The sequence below is a fragment of the Kitasatospora sp. NPDC001225 genome (genome assembly GCF_053597855.1).
Window position 1 is genome coordinate 19,647 of the sequence record NZ_JBSFJC010000002.1, and the last position, 23,868, is coordinate 43,514.

The window sequence follows — 23,868 nt, forward strand, 5'->3', positions numbered from 1 at the left end:
CGGCCGTCAGGCGGTGCGTCCGACGGTGCGGCGCGGCGACGGCGCCCGGCGGTACGTCCGGCGGTGTCTCAGGCGGTGTGTCAGGCGGTGCGCCGGGTGTCGTCGAGCCGCAGGTAGCCGAGCGCGCTGGTGGCCACGCCGCGCACCGAGGAGGCCAGGGCGTAGGTCTCCCAGGCGTGCGCGAGGGTGATGTGGAAGGACTCGGTGAGCAGGTACTCGGACAGGTCGTGGTTGACCTCGGCCCGGGCCTGCTCGTCGGCGGCGGCGAAGGCACGGGACTGGAGGTCGGCGTAGGCGGGGTCGGTGACGTGCGAGGTGTTCCGGCCGACCTGGAGCGGGCCGGAGACGGTGATCCCGCTCAGCGGGGAGACGCTGACCATGCCGTGGTTGGCGATGAACAGCCCGTCCAGCGTGCCCTGTTGGATCTTCGGCTGGAGCGCGGCGTTGTCCAGCAGCTGGACGTCGACGCCGAACCCGGCCTGTTCCAGGTCGTACTTGACCAGTTCCACGAGGGAGGCGAAGACCGGCGAGTTGGCGGCGGTGAGCGGCACCCGGGTGCCCTCGGCGCCGGCCTCCCGGAGCAGCCCGCGGGCCTTCTCCGGGTCGTGCGGGTAGCGGGTGACCTGGTCGGGGGTGACGCCGGGGGTGTTGGAGGGCCAGGGCAGGCTGCTCGCCTCGGCGTGGCCGCCGTACACCTGGGCGACGATGCGGTCGCGGTCCACCGCGTACTGGAGGGCCTGACGCACCCGGCGGTCGCCGAAGGGCCCGCTGGTGACGTTCACGCCGAGGAAGGCCTGCTGGTAGGAGGACCTGGCGGACTGCACGGTGAAGGCCGGGTTCCCGCCGAGCACCTTGAGGTCGCGGCCGGGCACCGCGCCGATCAGGTGGGACTGCCCCGACTGGAGGGCGGACAGCGCGGCCTGGCTGCTGGTCACCGACCGGACGGTGATCCGCTCGAAGTGCGGCCGACCGCTCTGCCAGTAGTGGTCGTAGCGGGCCAGGTCGAGCTGGTTGCCGCCCTTGAACGCCTGCCAGGTGAACGGCCCGGTGCCGTTGACCCTGTCGGCGGCCTTGCCGTCGACGTACGTGCGGGCGTCCACCACGGGGTTGAAGGCCAGCGCGTCGAACAGGTTGCTGGTGGGCTTGGCGAGGGTGAGGGTGACCTCGTTCGGGGCGCTCGCCCGGATGTCGGCGAGCCGTTCCAGCAGCGGCTTGACCTGGGAGGACTTGGCCGCGCCGGTGAGCGAGAAGACGACGTCGTCCGGGCCGAGCGGGCGGCCGTCGTGGAAGGTGACGTCCTCGCGCAGCTTGAGCACGAGCCTGGTGCGGTCGGCGCTCCACTCCCAGGAGGTGGCGAGCCAGGGCACGGGCTGGAGGGTCTGCGGGTCGAGGTCGACCAGCCGGTCCAGCACCAGGTTGACGAACACCGGGGTGTCCGGGCCGCGGTGGAGCAGCTGGGTGGGGTCGGGGGCGGCGCCGTAGACGATCTGGAGGTCCGGCGCGGAGGCGGTGGCGGGGGCGGCGGCCCCGCCTGCGGCGTCCTCGGTGGCGGAGCGGCAGCCCGCCGCCAGCAGGACCGCTCCGGCGCTCAGGCCGAGGAAGCCTCTTCGGGGCAGGCCGTGGTGGCGGGCCGCGTCGCTCATGGTGGTGCTACCTCTTCGGTTCTCGGGGTCTCGGTCGGCGGGTGCGGTGTCAGTACCTGGTCACGACGACGCTGTCGCTCCAGGCCACCACGTCGGGGCCGCCGGTCGGGTAGGGGATGTTCTTGGCCGGGTTCCAGTTGGCCCGGTAGATGCCGGTCTTGAAGTACGGCGACTGGTTCTGGTGGTAGTTGTTGAGGCCGCTGTACGCGCCGACCTGCGCGCCGTCCCGGTAGACGGTGACGGCGCCGGGGGTGGTGTCGGTGGACCAGGTGATGTCGAAGGCCCACTGGTTCCAGTGGCCGAACTGCACGTCGCCGAGCGGGATCACCGCCTCCTGGACGGTGCTCGGGTCGGTCAGCCAATGCACCTTGAGCCGCCAGCTGCCGTCCTTGACGGTCAGCGCGATCGGCGGCTTGGTGTCGCTGCCGTCGGCGAGCGGGTAGCCGTGCCACTGGGCGAGGATCGTCTCGGTGGACGTCCGCACCCAGTCGGCGGGCAGGTAGTCGGCGAGGGCGAAGCGGTAGCTGCCCCAGCCGAGGGAGTTGACGGCGACCTCGGAGCGGTAGGAGGCGCCGTCGTTCGGGACGCTGAAGCGGGCGGCCTGGCCGGTGCCGCCGGCGGGTGCGGGGGCCACGGTGATGCTGCCGTTGCCGTCGACGCGCTGGCGGGTCCAGGCGGCGAGGGTGCCGGATTCGAAGTCGTCGGCGAAGACCTCGGTGGCGGCGGTCACGGCCGCAGAGGCGGGTGCGGGAGCGGTGGCGTGGGCGGGAGCGGCGGCGGTCACGGCCAGGGCGGCGGTGAGCACGGCGCCGGCGAGGCGGCCGGGGAGTCGGGACACGGGTTCTTCTCCATCTCGGGTTCGGGTACGGGCGACCGGTGGTCGGGGCCGGCTGACGGGATCAACCGGCCCTAGCGACAGGAGCCGGCCGGTCCCACCCAGGTCGGGCTGGACCAGGCCCACTGGTCGTTCACCTGTCGTACCCTCACGTGGTAGAAGTCCCCGTCGCCGCCGGGGCGTTCGTCGGTCAGCTCGAACTCGGCGGTGGTCTCCCGGTCGGGCACGGCCCGGTCGAAGCGGTAGGCGCCGGAGACGAACCCGCCGGTGAAGCCGGTCCGCGCGCCCGCCAGCAGCTCGCCGACGGCGTGGGCGGTCTCGACGCCGTTCACGACGGCGACCAGCCTGGTCCGCTCGTCGCCCTCGATCCGCAGCGAGAAGCCCTGGGTGCTGTCGGTGGCGGTGTTGGGGTTGCCGTCGGTGACGGTCCGCAGCCGGACCTCCCCCGGCCCGGTGCGCTCCCAGTGGGACGGCCGGTAGGTGTCCGGCTCGGCCTCGGCCGGCGCGACCGTCTCCGGGCCGCGCAGCCGGGGCTGGACGTCCAGCAGCCGCCCGCCCTCGATCCGCAACTCCACGTCCCAGTGCACCGGTTCGCCGCGCCGGCCCCAGCCGACGGCGAAGCCCAGGGTGCCGGTGAAGGTGTCCTCGGCGGCGGCGCGGGCGAGCAGTTCGGGGCGGCTGACCCGGTGGACGGGGACGCCGTTGCGCAGCAGTTCGACGTGGTCGAGCGCGTCCCGGCCCTGGACGGTGACCTGGATCCGGCGCCGGTCGGCGGAGGAGGCCTCGGCGCCCATCGGGGCGCCGTTGACGGAGGTGGCGAGCAGGATGCGGTCGCCGGTGATCGCGTAGGCGCGGCGCTGCTGGACGGCGGTCCAGATCCCGTCGCGGGTCAGCTCCGGGGCCCAGACCGCGACCCGGCCGTGCCCGTGGCTGCCGGGGAAGGCGCTGTGGTGGTCGGTGGAGCCGATCAGCCCGAAGCGGTGGCCCAGCCGCAGGCCGTGGACGGCCGTCCCGGCGGCGGCGCGCGGGCCCATGGTGTGCAGGTAGCCGCGCGGCGCCTCGTCGGACTCGGCGCAGCCGTGCATCGACACCATCTCCACCACCGGGGCGAACTCCTCGGTGTAGGAGGCCCAGTCGATGCCGCGGCGGGCCGGCCCGTAGCCGATGTGGTGCGGCAGGGCCCAGGTCCGTACGCCCTGGGCGGCGAGCTCCCGCAGCCGGGCGCGCAGTCGCTCCAGGTCCGCCGCCCGGATGATCTCGCCGCGCGGGCCGTCGAAGTACACGCAGTGGTCGCCGTACGCGAGGCTGTGCCACTCGAAGGACTGGAAGGTGACGAAGCGGCCGTCCTCGTGGGCGGCGGCGGTGACGTCCTGGACGTGGTCCCAGAGCCGGGCCAGCCGGGCGAAGCCCTCGGTGTGGTAGTCGACCAGGCTGGCCAGCTCGGGGGTGCGCTCGGGCAGGTCGGGCCACCAGCCGTGGCCGGTGACGCTGGCGAAGTCGAGCTGGAGCCGGGCGTTGGCGTAGGCGTCCTCGATGCTCCCGTGGCCGTAGCTGATGCCGCAGTGGTTGTGGAGGTCGCCGACGTACAGGCCCAGACCGGCGTAGCCGGGCGCGTCGGTGGTGGGGGCGGTCATCGGGGCGGGGCTTCCTCGGGTCGGGGTCGGCGGTGTTTGATCGACTCTGAGAAGAAGCTAGCCGTGATCTCCGGGGGCCGGTCAAGGCCCAGCCGGTCGGTGTCGTGCGATCGCCATCGGGCGAAACATCGGCTTCACAGACATCCGGCAGGTGGGAGCGGGAAGACGCAGGCCAGCCGACCGGGCCCGGCCTACCGCGAGACGCTCGGACTTTTGATCGATCTGATAGAAACTCTTCTCATCCCCTCCCGACCCCTTCGAAGGACGGTCCCGTGCCACACCCCGCCGCCCCGCCCGCCGCGCCCGACCTGAGCGCCTCCCACCTGGTCCGCGCCCCCGAGCGCCCCGAACCCGGCTACTGGGCCGGCTGCCCGGGCGTCCGGTACGAGCCGGACCGCGACCGCTTCCTGCTCACCTACCGCGAGCGCCGCCCGCGCGGCGCGGCGGGCGGCCCCGACCGCGGCTGGCGCTGCGCCGTCGCCGAGAGCACCGACGGCATCGCCTTCCACGACCTGTGGTCCGTCCGGAGCGACGACCTGGGCTCCCCCTCGATGGAGCGCCTCGCCCTGCTGCGCCGCGACGGCGGCTACCTGCTCCACCTCAGCCACGTCGACCCGGCCGACAACCGCTGGCGCATCGACGCCCTGAGCGCCGACACCCCCGACTCCTTCGACCTCGGCGCCCGCACCCCCGTCCTGACCGCCGCGACCACCGGCACCGAGGGCGTCAAGGACCCGTACCTGCTCGAAACCGACGCCGGCGTCCACCTGTTCGCCACCGTCTCCCGGGCCCGGCCGTTCACCCCCGAGGAGCGGGCCCGCGCCCACGCGAGTGCCGACATCCACACCACCGGCCTCACCGTCCAGCCCACCGCCCTCGCGCTCTCCCCGGACGGGCTGCGCTTCACCGCCCCGCCCGGCCGCGCCGCCGAGGCCCTGGACGTCGGCCCGGCCGGCGCCTGGGACGGCTACGAGTCCCGGATCACCACCGTCCTCCCCGACGGCCGGGGCGGCTGGCTCGCGCTCTACGACGGCTCGGCGGACGCCGCCGGCAACTACGAGGAGCGCTGCGGCCTGGCCGCCTCCGCCGACCTGCGCGCCTGGCACCGCCTCACCCCGGACGGCCCCTGGCTGGACGTCCGGTACGCCGACCTCGTCTCCGCCCGCGGCCGCTGGTACCTCTACTACGAGCAGACCCGCGCGGACGGCGCCCACGAACTGCGGGTGGCCGTCCTGGACGAGTTCGCCGGGGTCCGCCCCGACGGCGGCCCGGTGAAGGCCCGATGACGCCGGACCGCGACTGAGACGCCCGGCTCACGCGCCCGCGGCGGCCGCCTCGGCGAGGGAGTCCAGCACCGGCCGGACCAGCGGGTGCCCGTCGGCACCGGCCCGGACGGCGGCGAAGACCCGCCGGGTGGCGAGCTCGCTGTCCACCGGGCGCACCGCGACCTCGCCGAGGTCGACGCCGCGCAGCGCCGAGCGCGGCACCAGCGCCACCCCGAGCCCCGCCGAGGCCAGCGCCACCACGGCCCGGAAGTCGTCCGAGGAGTGCAGCAGCCGGGGCTGGAACCCGGCGTGCTCGCAGGCCAGCAGCACCACGTCGTGGCAGGGGTTGCCCGGGTACGGCCCGATCCACGGCTCGTCGGCCAGCGAGGCGACGGCCAGCGGGCCGGAGTCGGCGGCCAGCCGGTGGCCGAGCGGCAGCACGGCCTCGAAGGGCTCGGCGTACAGCGGCACCCTGGTCAGCCGGGCGTCGTCGGCGCGCGGGGCGCCCCGGTACTCGACGGCCACCGCGAGGTCGGCCCGGCCGTCCAGCACCATCGGCAGGCTGGCGTCGCCCTCGGCGTCCAGCACCTTGAGCCGCACCCCGGGCGCGCGCCCGGCGAGCAGGCCGACGGCCGGGGCGAGCACGGAGGCGATGGCGGTCGCGAAGGAGGCGACCGTCACCTCCCCGGAGACGCCCGCGCTGTACGCGGCGAGGTCGGCCTCGGCGCGCTCCAGCTGGGCGAGCACCACGTCGGCGTGGCCGAGCAGGATCTCCCCGGCGGCGGTCAGCCGCACGCCCCGGCCCTCCCGGGCGAGCAGGTGGTGGCCGGTCTCCTGCTCCAGGGCGGCCAGCTGCTGGGAGACCGCGGAGGGGGTCAGGTAGAGGGCGGCCGCCGCGGCGGTCACGGTGCGGTGGTCCGCCACGGCCCGCAGGGTCCGCAGCCGTCGTGCGTCGATCACGGACCAATTCTGCCAGCGCGGCACGGCGCACCCGACCGGAGCACGGTTCCGCCGGGTCCGCCGACGGCCGCGCGGGCCCGGGCAGGACGGCTCCCGTTCGTCGGCCACCCGCCCCGTACGGCAGGACGGTTGTACCGGCGTGGGAGATTTCGGCCGGAGATACGACCGGTGAGGTATTTCCGGACGAGATCGCTCCTGTCCGTTGACCGGACACCCGCACGGCGCTTGGCTCTTCCCCAACCGGGCCACGGGGGTGTCGACGGCCCGGCACCGTCATCTGGGGAGGATGATCCATGACCACCGCACGCACCCGCCGCCGACTGGCCCGTACCGCCGCCGTCCTGGTGGCCGTGGCCGTGGCCGGCGCCGCGATGCCCGCCGCCGAGGCCCGCCCGCCCAAGGGCGACACCGCCCGGGTCAGCGAGGGTGCCAAGGGCGAGCCGCTGAACGGCACCTCCCTCGCGCTCGGGCTGAGCGGCGACGGCCGCTACGCCCTGTTCTCCTCGGCGGCGACCAACCTGCTGCCGGGCGGCGCCGGGGTCCTCGGCGACGTCTACGTGCGGGACCTGCGCAACGGCCACACCGAGCGGGTCAGCGTCGCCGACGACGGCTCCGCCCTGGACAACGGCAGCAACGACGCGGCGATCAGCGGCAACGGCCGGTACGTGGTGTTCAGCAGCTACGCCTCCAACGCGGTGCCCGGGCAGCCGAAGCACCCCTCGGACGTCTTCGTCCGGGACCGCTGGACCGGCCGCACCGAGCTGGTCTCCGCGGGCGACGGCGTCTCCGGCGCGGGCGACGACCAGAGCATCCGCAACGCCTTCAACGCCGCCATCAGCGCCGACGGCCGCTACGTGGTCTACTCCTCCGACCGCACCGACCTCGCCCCCGGCGTGCACCGCGGCAAGTTCAACGTCTTCCTCGCCGACCGCTGGACCCACACCACCCGGGTGGTCAGCACCGGCGCGGACGGCACCCCGGCCGACAACAACTCCTTCCGCCCGACGATCAGCTCGGACGGCACCGTCATCGGCTTCACCTCGCGGGCCGGCAACCTGCTCCCGGCCGAGCAGACCCCGCCCGCGCTCGCCGCCGCTTCCGCCGCGGCCGCCTCGGACCCCGCCGACGGCACGGACCTCGCCGAGGCCGCGCGGGCCCCGCGGACCGCCTCCGCCCGCGCCGAACTGGCCGCCATCCGCGCCTACCCGTACTACGTCTGGGACGCCCGCACCGGGAAGATCACCGGCGCCAGCTACAACGAGGCCGGCGAGTTCGTCAACAGCGGCAACGACGGGCGGATCAGCCCCTCCGGCCGCTACGCGGCCTACACCGTCTTCGAGGAGGGCGGCCGCCCCGGCTCGCACGGCCGCCACCAGGACGTCTACGTCCGCGAGCTGGCCACCGGCACGACCACCAAGGTCAACAAGCCACTGTCCGGCACCACCCCGCGCGACTCCTCCTACGACCCGGTGATGCCGATGAACGACCGCTGGGTGTACTTCGTCTCCGACGTCGCCGACCTGGTGCCCGGCGACACCAACGAGCAGGCCGACGTCTTCCGCACCGACCTGCGCAGCGGGCACACCGAGCGGGTCTCCCTCGCCCACGACGGCTCCCAGAGCACCACCTCCGCCGCCTTCCCGCAGGTCGACGCCGACGACACGACGCTGCTGTTCAGCGCCCAGGACGGCAACCTGGCGCCCGTCGTCGACAGCGACCTCACGGACGTCTTCCGGCGCCGCCTGTGAGGCCCTGACTCCCACTGTGACGCCCCGACTCCCTTGCCGGATACGCCTGTTGGCGTATTTCCCGGCGGGACCACCCCCGGCCGTTGACCACCGGCCCTCCCGACGATTGGCTCTGCGAAAGCCCGCCGCCGGGAGGGAGCCCGGCCGGGCGATCCCAGGGGAGGAAGACCTCATGCCCACCGCACGCACCCGCAGGTGGCCGGCCCGGACCGCCGCCGTCCTGGCCGCCACCGCCCTGGCCGCCGGCGCCGCGCTGCCCGCCGCCGAGGCCAAGCCGCCCAAGGGCGACACCGCCCGGATCAGCGAGACCGCCAAGGGCGAGCAGCTCAATGGTCCCTCCAGGGCGCTCGGACTGAGCGAGGACGGCCGCTCCGCCCTGTTCACCTCCGCCGCCACCAACCTGCTGCCCGGAACAGGCACCCCGAACTCCGACGAGGTCTACGTCCGCAACCTGCGCAACGGCCACGTCGAGAAGGTCAGCGTCGCCGACGACGGCTCCCCGCTGAACGCCCCCACCACCGACGCCTCGATCAGCGCCGACAGCCGGTACGTGGCCTTCAGCACCACCGCCACCAACGTGGTGCCCGGCCAGCCGGCCCACCCCAGCGACGTCTTCGTCCGCGACCGCTGGACCGGCCACACCGAACTGGTCACCGCCGCCGCCCTGCCGGGCACCGAGGACCAGAGCGGCTTCGGATCCACCAGCCCCAGCATCAGCCGGGACGGCCGCTACGTCGCCTACGTCTCCAACCGCTCCGACCTCGCCCCGGGCCCCGTGCGGCGCGGCAGGAACAACATCTACGTCACCGACCGCTGGACCCGCACCAGCCGCCTGGTCACCGTCGGCGCGGACGGCGAGCCCGCCAGCAACTACTCCCTCGATCCGATGATCAGCGCGGACGGCTCCGCCATCGCCTTCACCTCCCGGGCCGGCAACCTGCTCCCGGAGGCTCCGGCCGCCCCCGCCCCGGGATCCGACGAGGCCGACGCCGGGTCGCCGGGAGTGACCGGCGGGCCCATGCACCACCCCTCCTACGTCTGGAAGGCCGCCACCGGCACGATCGTCGCCGGCAGCGTGGACGGCACCGGGCAGCTGAGCGGCAGCAGCGACGGCCGGATCAGCCCCGACGGCCGCTACGCCGTCTACAGCGTCGCCGTCTACGGCACCGGTCTGCCCGGCCACGGCGGCGTCCGGCTGGACGTGTACGTCCACGACCTGGCCACCGGCAAGGTCACCGAGGTCAGCGCCGGCCTGCCGGGCACCACGGCGAACGGGTCCTCCTCCGGCGCCGTCATGACGGCCGACGACCGCTGGGTCTACTTCGACTCCTCCGCCGGCAACCTGCTCCCCGACGACGTCAGGAACCAGAGCAGCGTCTACCGCCGCGACCTGTGGACCGGCCGGATCGAACGGGTCAGCCTCACCCGGGACGGCGCGCCGAGCACCTCCCCCTCCTACAGTCCGTCCGTGGACGCCACCGGAGACGCGGTGCTCTTCACCGCCGACGACGGCGACCTGGTCCCGGGGGACACCAACGCCGTCACGGACGCCTTCCTCCGCCGCCTGTGACGGCCTGACCGCCACTCATCTCCCTTATGGCATACGACTGGTGGCGTATTTCCGCCCGAGATCGCCGCCGGTCGTTGACCGATGATCCGTACGACGCTTGGCTCTCCTCAAACCGGGCCGCGGGGGTCGTGGGCCCGGGACCGCCACCAGGGGAGGACGATCCATGACGCACACACCCGCCCGACGCCGGCTCGCCCGCGCCGCCGCCGTGCTGGCCGCCACCGCCGTGGCCGCCGGCGCGGCGCTGCCCGCCGCCGAGGCCAAGCCGCCCAAGGGCGACACCGCCCGGATCAGCGAGACCGCCAAGGGCGAGCAGCTCAACGGGGACTCCGTCGCGCTCGGGCTGAGCGAGGACGGCCGCTCCGCGCTCTTCACCTCGACCGCGACCAACCTGCTGCCGGAACCCGGCACCCCGAACTCCGACGAGGTCTACGTCCGCGACCTGCGCAACGGCCACGTCGAGAAGGTCAGCGTCGCCGACGACGGCTCCCCGCTGAACGCCCCCACCAGCGAGGCCTCGATCAGCGCCGACGGCCGGTACGTGGCCTTCAGCACCAGCGCCACCAACGTGGTGCCGGGCCAGGTGGTGCGCAGCAGCGACGTCTTCGTCCGCGACCGCTGGACCGGGCACACCGAGCCGGTCGGCCCGGGCGGCTCCCCCGACGGCGCGTTCTCCGCCGAGCCCTCGCTGAGCCGGGACGGCCGCTACATCGCCTACACCTCCAACCGCACCGACCTCGCCCCGGGCTCGAATCCGCGCTACTTCAGCGTCCTCGTCACCGACCGCTGGACCGGCACCACCCGGGTGGTCACCACCGGCGCGGACGGTGAGGCCCCCAACAACTCCTCCTACGGTGTGACGATCAGCGCGGACGGCTCCACCGTCGGCTTCAGCTCCCGGGCCGGCAACCTGCTCCCGCAGGACCCGGCCGCCACCGAACCGGGCGCCGGCACCGACGGCACCGACGCCGGTGCGCCCGGACTGGCCAAGCCCCGCTTCTACCCCTACTTCGTCTGGAAGGCCGACACCGGCAAGGTCTCCGGCGCCAGCGTGGACGACCAGGGCTACCTGCGCGGCACCAGCATCGGCCCCCGGCTCAGCCCGGACGGCCGCTACGCCCTCTTCGGCCTGCCGGTCCACATCGGCCGGCCCGGTTCCTACCGCTACCGGATGGACCTGTACGCCCGGGAGCTGGCCACCGGCAAGCTGACCTGGCTCAACGCCTTCCTGCCCGGCACCACGACCACCGAGGGCGCCCACTACCCCGCCATGACCTTCGACGGCCGCTGGGTCTACTTCGACTCCAGCGCCGACAACCTCGTCCCCGGCGACACCAACGGCGTCAGCGACATCTTCCGCCGCGACCTGAGGACCGGGGCGATCGAACGGGTCAGCCTCACCCGGGACGGCGGGCAGAGCACCACCGGCTCCACGGCCCCGTTCGTCGACTTCGCCGGCGACACGGTGCTCTTCACCGCCGGTGACGGCAACCTGGTGCCGGGCGACACCAACGGCGCCGCGGACGTCTTCCTGCGCCGCCCCTGATGGCCTGATTCCCTTGCGGCATACGTCTGTTGACGTATTTTCAGCCGAGATCACCCGAGGGCGTTGACCCCCCTGCCCTCCCGACGGTTGGCTCTGCGAAAGCCCGCCGTCGGGAGGGAGCCCGGCCGGGCGATCAGAGGGGGGAAGACCTCATGTCCCGTACCACCCGGACGACCCGCAACCGGTGGCTGGCCGGTGGCGGCGGCATCCTGGCCGCGGCCGCCGTGCTCGCCGTCACCGCCGCCCCGGCCCAGGCCGCCCCACTGCCGCGCGGCACCACCCAGGTCAGCGTCGGGCCGAACGGCGCGGCGCCCGACAACCTGTCGACCACCCAGGGCATCAGCGCCAACGGCCGCTACGCCCTGTTCACCTCCCGGGCCACGAACCTGCTGCCCAACCCCCCGGTGGGCTGGAGCAACGCCTATGTGAAGGACCTGCGCACCGGCCGCCTCGAACAGGTCAACCTGTCCGACGCGGGCGGGGCGCTGAGCGGCTCGACCGACCAGGCCGGGATCAGCGCCGACGGCCGCTACGTCGTCTTCGACAGCGAGGACGAGAACGTGGCGCCCGGCGCGCAGGTCAAGAACCGCACCGAGGTGTACATCAGGGACCGCAGGACCGGCCGCACCGAGCTGGTCAGCGACAGCCCCACCAACACCGACGCCGACCAGTACCACGGCTCGTACAACGCGCAGGTCAGCGGCAACGGCCGGTACGTGGTCTTCGTGTCCTCCCGGAAGGACCTGGACCCGACCGTCGTGGAGCCGGAGCCGGAGCCCGACTCCGGCACCGCCCCCTCGCTCGCCAGGCCCTACACCTGGAAGATCAACGTCTACCTCACCGACCGCTGGACCCACACCACCCGGCTGGTCACCCGCGACGTGCACGGCAAGCCGGGCGAGAGCACCTCCTTCCGGCCGACGATCAGCGCGGACGGCCGCACCATCGGCTTCGGCTCCATCTCCAACCTGCTGCCGGACGAGCAGGCACCCGGACTCGCCGCCGCGACCACCGCCGCCGCGGCCGCTCCCGCCGACGTGGACCTCACCCCGAGCGCCGCCGAGGCCGCGCGCCAGAACGTCCCGCAGAACGCGGCGCAGCCGACCCTGGCCCGTCCGAACGCCGCTCCCTACTACACCTACGACGTACGGTCCGGGAAGATCACGGCGGTGAGCGCGGGCCTCGACGGCCAGATCGGCAGCGCCAGCTTCGAGGCGACGATCAGCCCCGACGGACGGCACGCGGTCTACACCCTGGCCGAGCCCGGCGGCTCGACCGGCGGCCACCGCTCCCACACCGTGCTCTACGTCCGGGACCTCAAGAAGGGCACCGTGACGAAGGTCAGCGGCGGCCTGCCGGGCACCAGTTCGGTCGGCTCCTCCGACCACGGCTCGATCACCGCCGACAACCGCTGGATCTACTTCGAGTCCGCCGCCGACAACCTGGTGGCCGGCCCGCAGCACCCGGGCTGGGACGTCTACCGCCAGGACCTGCGCACCGGCCGCACCGAGCGGGTCTCCACCGCGCCGGACGGCTCGTTCGGCAACGGCTCGTCGCGGGACCCGGTCGTGGCCGCCTCGGGCCGGACCGTGCTGTTCGACTCGACCAGCGGCAACCTGGTCGCCGGCGCCGACGGCCCGGCGGCGGAGGAGAACACCCAGGTGTTCGCCAAGCCCGCGGGCCGCCACCAGGGCCTCGACGCCGCCCAGGACGACGACGGCCAGGGCGACGACCAGGGCGACGGTCAGGGCGAGGGCTGGGACGACTGACCGGCCGCCGCCCGGGAACCGCGACGGGGGCGGGACGTCGGCAGGGCCGGCGTCCCGCCCCCGCAGCGGGAGGGTGGGGCAGGTGGTCTCTGGTCCGTACGGCACGGGGCGGATCGATTCGCCTGCGCCGCACGGCGGTTGGTGAGCCCGTGGGCCGGTCCGATTCCGAGCGGTCCGGCCCACGGGCGGCCTGGGTGGAGGTCAGTCCTCCAGGGCGGCGCGCGCGTCCACGAAGGCCGCGACGGCGCGCTCGACGTCCTCGGTGGAGTGCGCCGCGGACAGCTGCACCCGGATCCGGGCCTGGCCGTGCGGCACCACCGGGAAGGAGAAGCCGATCACGTACACGCCGCGCTCCAGCAGCAGCTCGGCGAGCCGGCCCGCCTTGGCCGCGTCGCCGATCATCACCGGGGCGATCGGGTGGTCGCCGGGCAGGATCTCGAACCCGGCCTCGGTCATCTTCGCCCGGAACAGCGCGGTGTTGGCCGCCAGCCGCTCGCGCAGCTCGGTGGACTTCTCGACCAGGTCGAGCACCTTGAGCGAGGCGGCCGCGATCACCGGGGCCAGCGAGTTGGAGAACAGGTACGGGCGGGAGCGCTGGCGCAGCAGGGCGACGATCTCCCGGCGGGCGGCGACGTAGCCGCCGGAGGCGCCGCCGAGCGCCTTGCCGAGGGTGCCGGTGATGATGTCCACGCGGTCCATCACGCCGTGCAGCTCGGGGGTGCCGCGGCCGTTCGGGCCGACGAAGCCGACGGCGTGCGAGTCGTCCACCATGACCATGGCGTCGTAGCGGTCGGCCAGGTCGCAGATCTCGCGCAGCGGGGCGACGTAGCCGTCCATCGAGAACACGCCGTCGGTGACGATCAGGCGGCGGCGCGCGTCCTGGGTGTCCTGGAGCTGCTTCTCCAGGTCGGCCAGGTCGCGGTTGGCGTAGCGGTGGCGGCGGGCCTTGCTGAGCCGGATGCCGTCGATGATGCTGGCGTGGTTCAGCGCGTCGGAGATGACGGCGTCCCGGTCGTCCAGCAGGGTCTCGAAGACACCGCCGTTGGCGTCGAAGCAGGAGGAGTAGAGGATCGTGTCCTCCTGGCCGAGGAACGCCGAGAGGCGGTCCTCCAGCTCCTTGTGGACGTCCTGGGTGCCGCAGATGAAGCGGACCGAGGCCATCCCGTAGCCCCAGCGGTCCAGGGCGTCCTTGGCGGCGGAGAGCACCTCGGGGTGGTCGGCCAGGCCGAGGTAGTTGTTGGCGCAGAAGTTCAGCACCTCGCCGGGCAGGCCGCCGGCGGTCACGGTGACGGCGGCGCTCTGCGGGGTGCCGATCACCCGCTCGGGCTTGAACAGCCCGGCCTCGCGGATCTCGTCCAGGGTGGCGGCGACGTCGGCACGCACGTTGTCGAACACTGCGGTCTCCTCAATCAGTTCGGCGGGGCGGTTCGGCGGGTTCGGCGGGTTCGGCGGGGGAGCTTCGGCGGGGCCGAGCCGGGCTCAGGCGGTCCAGTCGAGGATGATCTTGCCGCAGTTGCCGCTCGCGGCGTCGTCGAAGGCGGCCTCGAAGTCGGTGGCGGCGTAGCGGCCGGTGATCACCGGGGCGAGGTCCAGGCCGCCCTCCAGCAGCACGGACATCGCGTACCAGGTCTCGAACATCTCCCGGCCGTAGATGCCCTTGATGGTGATCATCGAGGTGACGATCGAGGCCCAGTCCACCGGGAACTGCTCGGCGGGCAGGCCGAGCATGGCGATCTTCCCGCCGTGGGTCATGTTGGCGATCATCGACTGCATCGCCTCGGGGCGGCCGGACATCTCCAGGCCGACGTCGAAGCCCTCGCGCAGGCCGAGCTTCTGCTGGCCCTCCTCGATGGTGTGCTGCGAGACGTCCAGCGCCAGCGTCACGCCGACCTTGCGGGCCAGGTCGAGGCGGTACGGGGAGACGTCGGTGATCATCACGTTGCGGGCGCCGGCGTGCTTGGCGACGGCGGCGGCCATGATGCCGATCGGGCCGGCGCCGGTGACCAGCACGTCCTCGCCGACCAGCGGGAAGGACAGCGCGGTGTGCACGGCGTTGCCGAACGGGTCGAAGATCGCGGCCACGTCCAGGTCGACCGGCACCCGGTGCACCCACACGTTGGAGGCGGGCAGCGCCACGTACTCGGCGAACGCGCCGTCCCGGTTCACGCCCAGGCCGACGGTGTTGCGGCACAGGTGGCGGCGGCCGGCCTGGCAGTTGCGGCACTTGCCGCAGACCAGGTGGCCCTCGCCGCTGACCAGGTCGCCGACCGCGATGTCCGTGACGCCGGCACCCAGCTCGGCGACCTCGCCGACGAACTCGTGGCCGAGCACCAGCGGGGTCCTGATGGTCTGCTGCGCCCAGCCGTCCCACTTGCGGATGTGCAGGTCGGTGCCGCAGATGCCGGTCCGCAGCACCTTGATCAGCACCTCGCCGGGGCCGATCTCGGGCATGGGGACGTCCATCAGCCAGAGCCCGGGCTCGGCCTGCTGCTTGACGAGTGCCTTCACGGCGGCTCCTGACGTGCGGGTGGGACGGCCTGCGGGTACGGGGGCAGGCCGAGGAGGCCCGGTTCGGCCGCTCCTGGCGGACGCGCTCCGGGCAGGCAGAAATCTGCCTGGTCGGAGGGGGTGCGGTCCATCGAGGAATTCTTAAGGGCGGCCACAGCTGGGCTGAACGATCGTGCCCGAGCGGTGGTCGGCGGCGGGTGCGCGGGCTGGCGCGGCGTGCCGGTGCTCACCCGTCCGGCCGAGCGCGGGCCCGGCGGCTCCCGGCTGGCCGACCCGCCCCAGGCCGGTACTCGACCCTTGGAGTGGACGACCACCGGCCGCCAGCCGGGCGGGGCACTCGGCTGACGGTGCTCCCGTTCGGTCCAGTCGGCCGCCGACCCGCGCGCGGCGGTACGAGGCGGGTGCTTACGGTGACGACGTTCCCCCACGGCCCCGTGGAGCAGCGCTCCGGCCCGGCCGAGCCGCGCTCCGGGGCCCTTCGCCACGGGGCCGTCCGCCCCAGAGAGGCGCCTGCGCCGATGACCGACACCCGACGGCCGCGACCGTCCGTTCCCCGCTCCGTTCGCGTCCCCCGCTCCGTCCGGGCGGCCTCCGCCGTACGGGTGGCCTCCGCCGCCCTCGCGCTGACCGGCCTGCTCGCCGTCTCCGCCTGCTCCGGGGAGTCGAAGCCCGCACGGCAGGCCGGTCCGGCGGTGACCGCCGAACCGGCCGCGCTCAGCCCGTCCGCCACGCCGGGCGGCAGCCCCTCCGGCGGGGTGGTGCCGCTCACCACGGCCGTCACGACCCAGCTGGACGACGCGATCAAGCAGGTGATGGGCCAGGTCGCCATCCCCGGGGTGATCGTCGACTACGCCACCCCCGACGGCAGTTACCAGCGCGCCTTCGGCGTCGCCGACAAGGACGCGGGGACCCCGATGACCCCCGACCTGTACATGCGGATCGGCAGCGTCACCAAGACCTTCACCACCACCGCCGTCCTGCGGCTGGTGGACCAGGGCAAGCTGGGCCTGGACGACCCGGTCTCCAAGTACGTCCCGAACGTGCCCGGCGGCGACGGCATCACCCTGCGCCAGCTCGGCGACATGCGCAGCGGCCTGTTCAACTACACCCTGGACTCCGACTTCCAGCAGGCCTTCTTCAACGACCCGAGCCGCCCCTTCACCCCGGACCAGCTGCTCGCGTACGCGTTCAAGCACCCGGCGAACTTCCAGCCGGACGCCCAGTTCGAGTACTCCAACACCAACCTGATCGTGCTCGGCCTGGTCGTCGAGAAGGTCGGCGGGCAGCCGCTCCAGGACTTCCTGAACCAGCAGGTGTTCACCCCCGCCGGGCTCACCAAGACCAGCCTGCCGACCGACGCCGCCTTCCCCGACCCGCACGCCCACGGCTACACCAACCAGACGCTCACCGGCGCGGTCGAGGACGCCACCACCTGGAACCCGTCCTGGGGCTGGGCGGCCGGCGCCGCCATCTCCACCATCGCCGACTTCCGGACCTGGTCGAAGGTGCTGGCCACCGGCGAACCGCTGCTCAAGCCCGCCACCCAGGCGGAGCGGCTGAAGACCAAGGCCACCGGACCGACCCCCGACCTCGGCTACGGCTTCGGGGTGTTCACCACCCACGGGTGGATCGGCCACAACGGCTCGCTGCCCGGGTACGAGAGCGTGGTGCTCTACCTGCCGCAGGCGCAGGCCAGCCTGTCCATCATGCTCAACACCGACATCCTGCACGACGGTTCGGAGCCCTCGACGTTCGTGGCGCGGGCGATCACCCAGATCGTCTCGCCGAACAACGTCTACACGCTGCCCACCCCGCCCGCCTCGGGCTCGGCCTCCGCGTCGGCGTCTGCGTCTCCCACCGCCTCCCCGACCGCTTCGCCCTCGGTTTCCCCCACGGCCTCCCCGACCACCTCCCCGACCGCCTCCCCCACGGCCTCGCCGTCCCCGACGGCCTCGCCCACCGCGGGCGCCACCGCCACGCTGCACATCTCCTGACCCACCCGCGCCGACCGTACGAGAGGCCCGACCGGCTCACCGGGTCGGGCCTCCGTCTTGTCCTCGGATCCCCGGTCCTCAGATCCCCAGCACCCTGCCGAGGTCGTACGAGACCGGCTCCTCCAGCTGCGCGTAGGTGCAGCTCTCCGGCGTGCGGTCCGGGCGCCAGCGGCGGAACTGCGCGGTGTGCCGGAACCGGGTGCCCTCCATGTGGTCGTACGCGACCTCGACCACCCGCTCGGGGCGCAGCGCGATCCAGGAGAGGTCCTTGCCGCCGGTCCAGCGGCTGACCGCGCCGGGCAGCCGGCCCTCGGCGTGCGCGGCCTCGTCCGCCCAGCCGCCCCACGGGTGCCGGGACAGGTCGTCCATCCGCAACGGGGCCAGTTCCTCGGCGAGTTCGCGGCGGCGGGCCATCGGGAAGGCCGCGCAGACGCCGACGTGCTGCAGCCTGCCGCCGTCGTCGAAGATGCCGAGCAGCAGCGAGCCGACCACCGGGCCGCTCTTGTGCTCGCGGTAGCCGGCCACCACGCAGTCGGCGGTGCGCTCGTGCTTGATCTTGTACATGCTCCGCTCCCCCGGCCGGTACGGCTGGTCCAGCGGCTTGGCGACCACCCCGTCCAGCCCGGCGCCCTCGAACTCGGCGAACCAGGTCCGGGCGAGGTCGAGGTCGGTGGCGGCGGGGGCGGTGAACACCGGGTCGGCGGCGTCGGCGAGCGCGGCCTCCAGGGCCGGGCGGCGCACCGACAGCGGCTCGTCCACCAGGCTCTCGTCCCCGAGGGCGAGCAGGTCGAAGGCGACGAAGGAGGCCGGGGTCCGCTCGGCGAGCAGCTTCACCCGGCTCGCGGCCGGGTGGATGCGCTCCAGCAGCTCCTCGAAGCGCAGCCGGCCGTCCCGGGCGATCACCACCTCGCCGTCCAGCACGCAGCGCGGCGGCAGCTCCCGCCGGAACGCCTCGACCAGCTCGGGGAAGTACCTGGTCAGCGGCTTGCCGGTACGGCTGCCGAGCTCCACCTCGTCGCCGTCGCGGAACACGATCGAACGGAAGCCGTCCCACTTGGCCTCGTACTGCATCCCGGGCGGGATCTTGGCCACCGACTTGGCGAGCATCGGCGCCACCGGTGGCATCACGGGCAGGTCCATGCGAACGATCCTCGCCCGCTTCGCCCCGGGGCGCGCGCCGGGCGCCCGGCCCTTAGCGTGAAGGGCATGGGCTCAGCCGTGGAACTGGAAGTCGCCGGGCGCACCGTCCGGCTGTCGAACCCGGACAAGGTGTACTACCCCGAGCGCGGCTTCACCAAGCTGGACGTCGCGCAGTACTACCTGGCCGTCGCCGACGGGGTGCTGCGCGGACTGCGCGACCGGCCGACCACCCTGCAGCGCTTCCCCGACGGGGTGGACGGCGAGTTCTTCTACCAGAAGCGCGCGCCCAAGGGCCTGCCGGAGTGGCTGCCCACCGCCCGGATCGAGTTCCCCAGCGGCCGCTCCGCCGACGAGATCTGCCCCACCGAGCCGGCCGCCGTCCTGTGGGCCGCCAACCTGGGCTGCCTCACCTTCCACCCCTGGCCGGTGCGGCGCTCCGACACCGGCCACGTCGACGAACTGCGCATCGACCTCGACCCGCAGCCCGGCACCGACTTCCACGACGCCGTCCGCGCCGCCCACGAACTGCGCGCCCTGCTGGAGGAGTACGGGCTGCGCGGCTGGCCCAAGTCCTCCGGCGGGCGCGGCCTGCACGTGTACGTGCCGCTGGTGCCCGAGTGGACCTTCACCGACGGGCGGCACGCGGTGATCGCCCTCGGCCGGGTCCTGGAGCAGCGGATGCCCGGGAAGGTCACCACCGCCTGGTGGAAGGAGGAGCGCGGCGAGCGGATCTTCGTCGACTACAACCAGATGGCCCGCGACCGCACCATCGCCTCCGCCTACTCCCTGCGCGCCCGCCCCCGCGCCACCGCCTCCGCCCCGCTGCGCTGGGAGGAGCTGGACGACGCCGCCCCCGAGGACTTCGACCTGCGCACCGTCCCCGCCCGCTTCGCCGAACTCGGCGACCTCAACGCCGGGATGGACGGCCAGGCCTTCCGCCTGGAGCCCCTGCTGGAGCTGTACGACAAGCAGCTCCACGACGAGGGCCTCGGCGAACTCCCCTACCCGCCCGACCACCCCAAGGCCGCCGGCGAACCCACCCGGGTGCAACCGAGCCGGGCCAAGAAGAAGTAGGACGCTCCGTCCGCTCCGGAGCCTCAGCCCCGCGCACCCACCGGCGCCAGCTCGGCGACGATGCGGACGGCCTCGGCGATCTGCCCGTCCGTCAGGTCGCCCCGGGCGGTGAGGCGCAGGCGGGAGATGCCGTCCGGGACGGACGGCGGGCGGAAGCAGCCGACGGCGAGGCCCGCGCGGCGGCAGTCGGCGGCCCAGGCGACGGCGGCCTCCGGGCCCGGGGCGCGGACGGAGACCACCGCGGCCTGCGGGTCGCAGGCGTGCAGTCCGGCGGCGGTGAGCTGCCGGGCCAGGGTGCGGGCGACCTCGCGGGCGCGCTCGGCGCGGGCCGGCTCGGCGCGCAGCAGGCGCAGCGCGGCGAGGGCGGCCCCGGCGGCGGCCGGGGCGAGGCCGGTGTCGAAGATGAAGGTGCGGGCGGTCTCGGTGAGGTGCCGGATCACCCGGCGCGGGCCGAGGACGACGCCGCCCTGCGAGCCGAGCGACTTGGACAGGGTGGCGGTGGCCACCGTGTCCGGCTGCCCGGCCAGCCCGGCCGCGGCGAGCGCCCCGGTGCCGCCGGGGCCGAGCACGCCCAGCCCGTGCGCGTCGTCCACCAGCAGCGCGGCGCCGTGCGCGCGGACGGCCTGCGACAGCGCGGGCAGCGGGGCCGCGTCGCCGTCCACCGAGAACACCGAGTCGGTCACCACCAGCGCCCGCCGCTGCGCCCGCCCGGCGAGCACCTCGGCCACGGCCGCCGGGTCGCTGTGCGGGGCCCGGTGGACGTCGGCGCGGGAGAGCCGGCAGCCGTCGATGAGGGAGGCGTGGTTGTAGGCGTCGGAAACGATCAGGGTGTCCGGGTCGGTGAGCGCGGTCAGCGCCGCGAGGTTGGCCGTGTACCCGGAGGAGAACACCAGCGCGGCCTCCACCCCGCAGAACTCGGCCAACTCCTCCTCCAGTTCGCTGTGCAGCGCCGTCGTCCCGGTCACCAGCCGCGACCCCGTCGAGCCCCCGCCCCACCGCAGCGCCGCGTCCGCCGCCGCCCGGGCGACCACCGGATGCCTGGTCAGCCCCAGGTAGTCGTTCCCCGCGAGGTCCAGCACCGCGTCGTCCGCCCCCCGACTGCGCAACGTCCGCGTCAGCCCGGCCTCCGCCCGCATCGCGGCCGTCTCGTCGAGCCAGTCGAAGACGTGCGCGGGGGCGGGAGCGGCGAGGACGGAGGGGCGCGGCTCGGCCGCGAGCGGATGGTTCATGCCCGGCACTCTGGCATGCCGCCGCGCGTCGGGCAATGTGCGGATCGGCACATATCGACGCGCCACTCCTGTCGCGATTAACCAGTTGTTAACCACATATAAATATCCAATTCATCGAATTCCTCGCCGCATAAATAGTAAGATCCATGCCGATCTTTACCTGGGGGGTATGGAAAAATGACCGACCTCGAATTCGAGCGCCGTATGAATCCGTGGCTCTTCGACGACAAGGGCAATCTGACCGAAGCCGCGAAGAAGCAGTTCCCGGACCTCGCCGGGGCCAACGCCGCCCCGGTCTCACTGGCCCCGGCGGGCGGCGGCAAGACCATCGCCGTGAACGCCGGCGCGCTCCAGCAGGCCGCACAGAACGCCTTCGCCCTGCGGGACTCCGTCAAGACGGAGTGCGACCAGCCCGGCGAACACGTCAACGCCGCCGCCGCGTCGCTCAAGGGCTGGAACCTCGGCGGCACGCTCACCGGCACCTGGGGCACCTGGACCAACCAGTCCGCGAGCCTCCAGAGCACCGTCGGCGAGGTCGGGACCAACCTGCAGACCACGGCCCGGAGTTACAGCAGGACCGACTCCGACATCCAGGCCAACTTCAACCAGACGCAGGGCGCCACCAGCTAGCCACAGCACACACGGGGGAAGCAGCACCACCATGGTGACGTACAGTCAGCTCAATCAGGTCGACCTCGGCAGCCTCGCCTCCGCGGCGGGCGACTTCGAGAGCCTCGTCCGCAAGTGGGACCTCACCCAGCGGATGCAGAACGAGGTCATCGGCACCATCCAGCAGTCCGGCTGGCACGGCGACGCCGCCGGACTCGCCAACGCCAAACTCACCTGGGCCCGCGACCAGATCCACGCCGCCTTCGAAGAGGCCTCGGCCCTGGCGAAGACACTGCGCGACGCCCACACCGAGATCACGGCCGCGAAGAACGACCTCACCACCGCGGTCCGGAACGCCACGGACGCCGGCCTCACCGTCGACGGCGAGGGCGCGGTCCACTGGCCGCCGCCCACCAACCAGGCGGACAAGAAGGACGCCGAGTACGCCAAGAGCTGGAAGGCCAAGGCCGAGACCGCCGCCAAGGCCATCGGCGACGCGATCGACCGCGCCACCGAGGCCGACCTCGACGCCTCCAGGGCCCTGGGCGACGACACCGGCAGCGACGGCACCGCGTTCAACGCCAACCCCGTCGGCGGCATCCCGGAGGAGGAGGCCAAGGCGGCCACCTACATCCTCAGCCTGGGCGACCAGGCCTCCGACGCCCAGCTCAAGCACCTCCAGGACATCCTGGACCACCACAAGAACGACCCGCGGTTCGCCACCTCCTTCTACGGCAACCAGGACCCGGCGACCTTCATGGCCAAGTACGGCGCGATGGCGCAGAGCGGCGACTACGCCAACAGCTCGGCCCGCACCGCGGCGATCAAGGGCATCCAGCAGGACCTGGGCCTCACCCTGGCCACCGCGACCGACACCAAGCAGCCGCTGCACGTCTCGGACGAATGGGAGAAGAGGTTCCGCGCCGCCGGGGCCGCCCAGATCCCGCTCCGGCCCGGTGCCGACCCCGTGAAGAGCCCGTACGGCTACCAGATCATGGCCAACCTGCTGCGGAACGGGTCGTACGACGCGCACTTCCTGAACCCGGTCGCCCAGCACGTCACCCAGCTGACCCAGGAGAACCCGACCCGCTGGGAGGTCCCGGCCTACCGCAGCGGCGGCTACCCGTTCGACGAGTTCAAGTTCATCGGCCAGCCGGACAAGGACGGCAACCTCAAGGGCTTCAACCCGCTGTCCGGCATCCTGGACGCGTTCGGCCACAGCCCCGAGGCCGCCACCAAGTTCTTCAACGACCCGGTCACCACCTACAACCCGGACGGCAGCGTCAAGAGCACCGGCGGCCAGAACACCTACTTCAAGCTGTTCACCGACTCCGGGAACAACTCCGTCCTCGTCGACATGAACTACCCGCTGCGCCCGCTCGAAGGCGGCCCGGCCGACCCGTCCAACGTCGGGCCGCTCGGACACGCCCTGGAGGCCGCCGCCACCGGCCGCGCCTGGGACGACACCCAGGGCAAGTACCCGCCGCACACGCCGGAGATGAGCGCGGTGATGCAGCAGGTCGTGCAGCGCTTCGGCAACGGCGACGGACCGAGCCTGCTGCACGGCGGGGTGTTCGCCGACCTCAACGGCAGCGTCGGCAACATGACCGCCAACTACATCGCGGACATCGAGAACTCCCTGGAGGGACCGGGCGCGAAGGAGCCGACTCCGGGCGTGGCACCCGCCCCGGGTGTCGCCACCGAGTTCGCGCAGAAGGACGTCCAGCGGCTCCTGCTGGCCGTCGGTCGGGACACGGACGCGTACGCCTCCATCGCCACCGCCCAGCAGGCCTACCAGACCGCCCAGATCCAGCAGGTCATGGCCCACCCGGAGCTCCACAAGGACCTGGGCATGTCGATCGAGAACGTGACCAAGCCGGGTGGGATCGTCACCGGCCTGATCACCAGCGCCATGTCGGACGAGATCTTCCACAACCACGCGGTCTCCGACCAGGAGGTCAACGACGCGATCGACGCGAAGAAGGACATCGCCAAGACCGTCTGGGACTACACCGGCGGCGTCGCGGCCGAGAAGATACCCAAGGTCGGCGGACTCATCAACGACCAGGTCGACGAGATCATGACCAACGTGGCGAACAGCTACCACGTCGACACGACCAACCAGGCGGCGGACGACGCCGGAACCAAGGTGGCCACCTCGGTCACCGGTTCCCAGCAGGCGGTCGTCGACGCCGTCCAGAGCGCCGGCCGCGACGCCGGGCTCGACCCGAACTACCTGAGCGAGCTGGCCCGCCAGGGCTCGGCCAGCCTCGACGCCGGCTGCAACACCGGCCATCGCCTCTTCCAACAGCAACAGGCGGCAGCAGCCGCCGCCAAGGAGTGA

17 protein-coding genes are annotated in these 23,868 nt (G+C 73.2%); 9 read left to right on the plus strand and 8 right to left on the minus strand.

What is annotated here, in order from left to right:
* Positions 1-80: 80 nt before the first annotated feature.
* From ACWDCZ_RS00865 to ACWDCZ_RS00875, 3 genes are all read right to left on the minus strand, one after another.
* Positions 81-1,643 carry an ABC transporter substrate-binding protein gene (locus tag ACWDCZ_RS00865; RefSeq protein ID WP_449814852.1) on the minus strand — a complete coding sequence of 521 codons (1,563 nt, stop codon included), beginning with the start codon at positions 1,641-1,643 and terminating at the stop codon, positions 81-83.
* Positions 1,644-1,692: 49 nt separating this feature from the next.
* Positions 1,693-2,481, minus strand: a complete 789-nt coding sequence (locus ACWDCZ_RS00870; RefSeq protein ID WP_387823923.1) for a polysaccharide lyase — start codon at positions 2,479-2,481, stop codon at positions 1,693-1,695.
* Positions 2,482-2,552: 71 nt separating this feature from the next.
* Positions 2,553-4,112, minus strand: a complete 1,560-nt coding sequence (locus tag ACWDCZ_RS00875; RefSeq protein WP_449814853.1) for a hypothetical protein — start codon at positions 4,110-4,112, stop codon at positions 2,553-2,555.
* 272 nt (positions 4,113-4,384) lie between these two features.
* Between ACWDCZ_RS00875 and ACWDCZ_RS00880 the strand changes: the two genes are divergently transcribed.
* Positions 4,385-5,398 carry a hypothetical protein gene (locus ACWDCZ_RS00880; protein WP_449814854.1) on the plus strand — a complete coding sequence of 338 codons (1,014 nt, stop codon included), beginning with the start codon at positions 4,385-4,387 and terminating at the stop codon, positions 5,396-5,398.
* Between the two features lie 27 nt (positions 5,399-5,425).
* Here ACWDCZ_RS00880 and ACWDCZ_RS00885 read toward each other — a convergent pair whose 3' ends face one another.
* Entirely contained in the window at positions 5,426-6,337 is a 912-nt protein-coding gene (locus ACWDCZ_RS00885) for a LysR family transcriptional regulator (RefSeq protein ID WP_117486686.1), read from the minus strand.
* Positions 6,338-6,630: 293 nt separating this feature from the next.
* On the opposite strand from ACWDCZ_RS00885, the gene ACWDCZ_RS00890 reads away from it, so the two are divergent.
* The 4 genes from ACWDCZ_RS00890 to ACWDCZ_RS00905 all read left to right on the plus strand — a co-directional run bounded on the left by ACWDCZ_RS00890 (position 6,631) and on the right by ACWDCZ_RS00905 (position 12,970).
* Entirely contained in the window at positions 6,631-8,085 is a 1,455-nt protein-coding gene (locus ACWDCZ_RS00890) for a hypothetical protein (protein ID WP_449814855.1), read from the plus strand.
* Positions 8,086-8,257: 172 nt separating this feature from the next.
* Complete coding sequence (locus ACWDCZ_RS00895; RefSeq protein WP_449814856.1) at positions 8,258-9,655, plus strand: hypothetical protein; 1,398 nt, start codon at positions 8,258-8,260, stop codon at positions 9,653-9,655.
* Between the two features lie 163 nt (positions 9,656-9,818).
* A complete protein-coding gene (locus ACWDCZ_RS00900; protein ID WP_449814857.1) occupies positions 9,819-11,201 on the plus strand; it encodes a TolB family protein in 1,383 nt (460 codons plus the stop codon).
* Positions 11,202-11,353: 152 nt separating this feature from the next.
* On the plus strand, positions 11,354-12,970 hold the full coding sequence (locus tag ACWDCZ_RS00905; protein ID WP_074003753.1) for a TolB family protein: 1,617 nt from the start codon (positions 11,354-11,356) through the stop codon (positions 12,968-12,970).
* A gap of 201 nt (positions 12,971-13,171) precedes the next feature.
* On the opposite strand, the gene ACWDCZ_RS00910 is transcribed toward ACWDCZ_RS00905, so the two are convergent.
* Together ACWDCZ_RS00910 and tdh are read right to left on the minus strand one after the other, a co-directional pair.
* A complete protein-coding gene (locus ACWDCZ_RS00910; RefSeq protein ID WP_449814858.1) occupies positions 13,172-14,365 on the minus strand; it encodes a glycine C-acetyltransferase in 1,194 nt (397 codons plus the stop codon).
* Positions 14,366-14,449: 84 nt separating this feature from the next.
* The gene (gene tdh, locus ACWDCZ_RS00915) at positions 14,450-15,478 is read right to left on the minus strand and encodes an L-threonine 3-dehydrogenase (RefSeq protein ID WP_049651233.1); all 1,029 of its coding nucleotides are present in this window, start codon (positions 15,476-15,478) and stop codon (positions 14,450-14,452) included.
* Between the two features lie 518 nt (positions 15,479-15,996).
* On the opposite strand from tdh, the gene ACWDCZ_RS00920 reads away from it, so the two are divergent.
* Positions 15,997-17,472: a serine hydrolase domain-containing protein gene (locus tag ACWDCZ_RS00920; RefSeq protein ID WP_449814859.1), complete on the plus strand. Its 1,476-nt coding sequence runs from the start codon at positions 15,997-15,999 to the stop codon at positions 17,470-17,472.
* A 78-nt stretch (positions 17,473-17,550) separates the two neighbouring features.
* On the opposite strand, the gene ACWDCZ_RS00925 is transcribed toward ACWDCZ_RS00920, so the two are convergent.
* Complete coding sequence (locus ACWDCZ_RS00925) at positions 17,551-18,612, minus strand: ATP-dependent DNA ligase (protein WP_049651235.1); 1,062 nt, start codon at positions 18,610-18,612, stop codon at positions 17,551-17,553.
* A gap of 66 nt (positions 18,613-18,678) precedes the next feature.
* On the opposite strand from ACWDCZ_RS00925, the gene ligD reads away from it, so the two are divergent.
* Entirely contained in the window at positions 18,679-19,686 is a 1,008-nt protein-coding gene (gene ligD / locus ACWDCZ_RS00930) for a non-homologous end-joining DNA ligase (RefSeq protein ID WP_181970480.1), read from the plus strand.
* 23 nt (positions 19,687-19,709) lie between these two features.
* Here ligD and ACWDCZ_RS00935 read toward each other — a convergent pair whose 3' ends face one another.
* A complete protein-coding gene (locus ACWDCZ_RS00935) occupies positions 19,710-20,915 on the minus strand; it encodes an 8-amino-7-oxononanoate synthase (RefSeq protein WP_449814860.1) in 1,206 nt (401 codons plus the stop codon).
* A 177-nt stretch (positions 20,916-21,092) separates the two neighbouring features.
* Between ACWDCZ_RS00935 and ACWDCZ_RS00940 the strand changes: the two genes are divergently transcribed.
* Positions 21,093-21,545: a hypothetical protein gene (locus tag ACWDCZ_RS00940; RefSeq protein WP_449814861.1), complete on the plus strand. Its 453-nt coding sequence runs from the start codon at positions 21,093-21,095 to the stop codon at positions 21,543-21,545.
* A 31-nt stretch (positions 21,546-21,576) separates the two neighbouring features.
* The gene (locus ACWDCZ_RS00945; protein WP_449814862.1) at positions 21,577-23,868 is read left to right on the plus strand and encodes a hypothetical protein; all 2,292 of its coding nucleotides are present in this window, start codon (positions 21,577-21,579) and stop codon (positions 23,866-23,868) included.

Bases quoted from the DNA above. Each gene is read 5' to 3' on its own strand.
- ACWDCZ_RS00865 (WP_449814852.1), bottom strand. From the start codon at position 1,643: ATGAGCGACGCGGCCCGCCACCACGGCCTGCCCCGAAGAGGCTTCCTC.
- ACWDCZ_RS00875 (WP_449814853.1), bottom strand. From the start codon at position 4,112: ATGACCGCCCCCACCACCGACGCGCCCGGCTACGCCGGTCTGGGCCTG.
- ACWDCZ_RS00890 (WP_449814855.1), top strand. From the start codon at position 6,631: ATGACCACCGCACGCACCCGCCGCCGACTGGCCCGTACCGCCGCCGTC.
- ACWDCZ_RS00895 (WP_449814856.1), top strand. From the start codon at position 8,258: ATGCCCACCGCACGCACCCGCAGGTGGCCGGCCCGGACCGCCGCCGTC.
- ACWDCZ_RS00900 (WP_449814857.1), top strand. From the start codon at position 9,819: ATGACGCACACACCCGCCCGACGCCGGCTCGCCCGCGCCGCCGCCGTG.
- ACWDCZ_RS00905 (WP_074003753.1), top strand. From the start codon at position 11,354: ATGTCCCGTACCACCCGGACGACCCGCAACCGGTGGCTGGCCGGTGGC.
- ACWDCZ_RS00920 (WP_449814859.1), top strand. From the start codon at position 15,997: ATGACCGACACCCGACGGCCGCGACCGTCCGTTCCCCGCTCCGTTCGC.
- ACWDCZ_RS00925 (WP_049651235.1), bottom strand. From the start codon at position 18,612: ATGGACCTGCCCGTGATGCCACCGGTGGCGCCGATGCTCGCCAAGTCG.
- ligD (WP_181970480.1), top strand. From the start codon at position 18,679: ATGGGCTCAGCCGTGGAACTGGAAGTCGCCGGGCGCACCGTCCGGCTG.
- ACWDCZ_RS00935 (WP_449814860.1), bottom strand. From the start codon at position 20,915: ATGAACCATCCGCTCGCGGCCGAGCCGCGCCCCTCCGTCCTCGCCGCT.
- ACWDCZ_RS00940 (WP_449814861.1), top strand. From the start codon at position 21,093: ATGACCGACCTCGAATTCGAGCGCCGTATGAATCCGTGGCTCTTCGAC.
- ACWDCZ_RS00945 (WP_449814862.1), top strand. From the start codon at position 21,577: ATGGTGACGTACAGTCAGCTCAATCAGGTCGACCTCGGCAGCCTCGCC.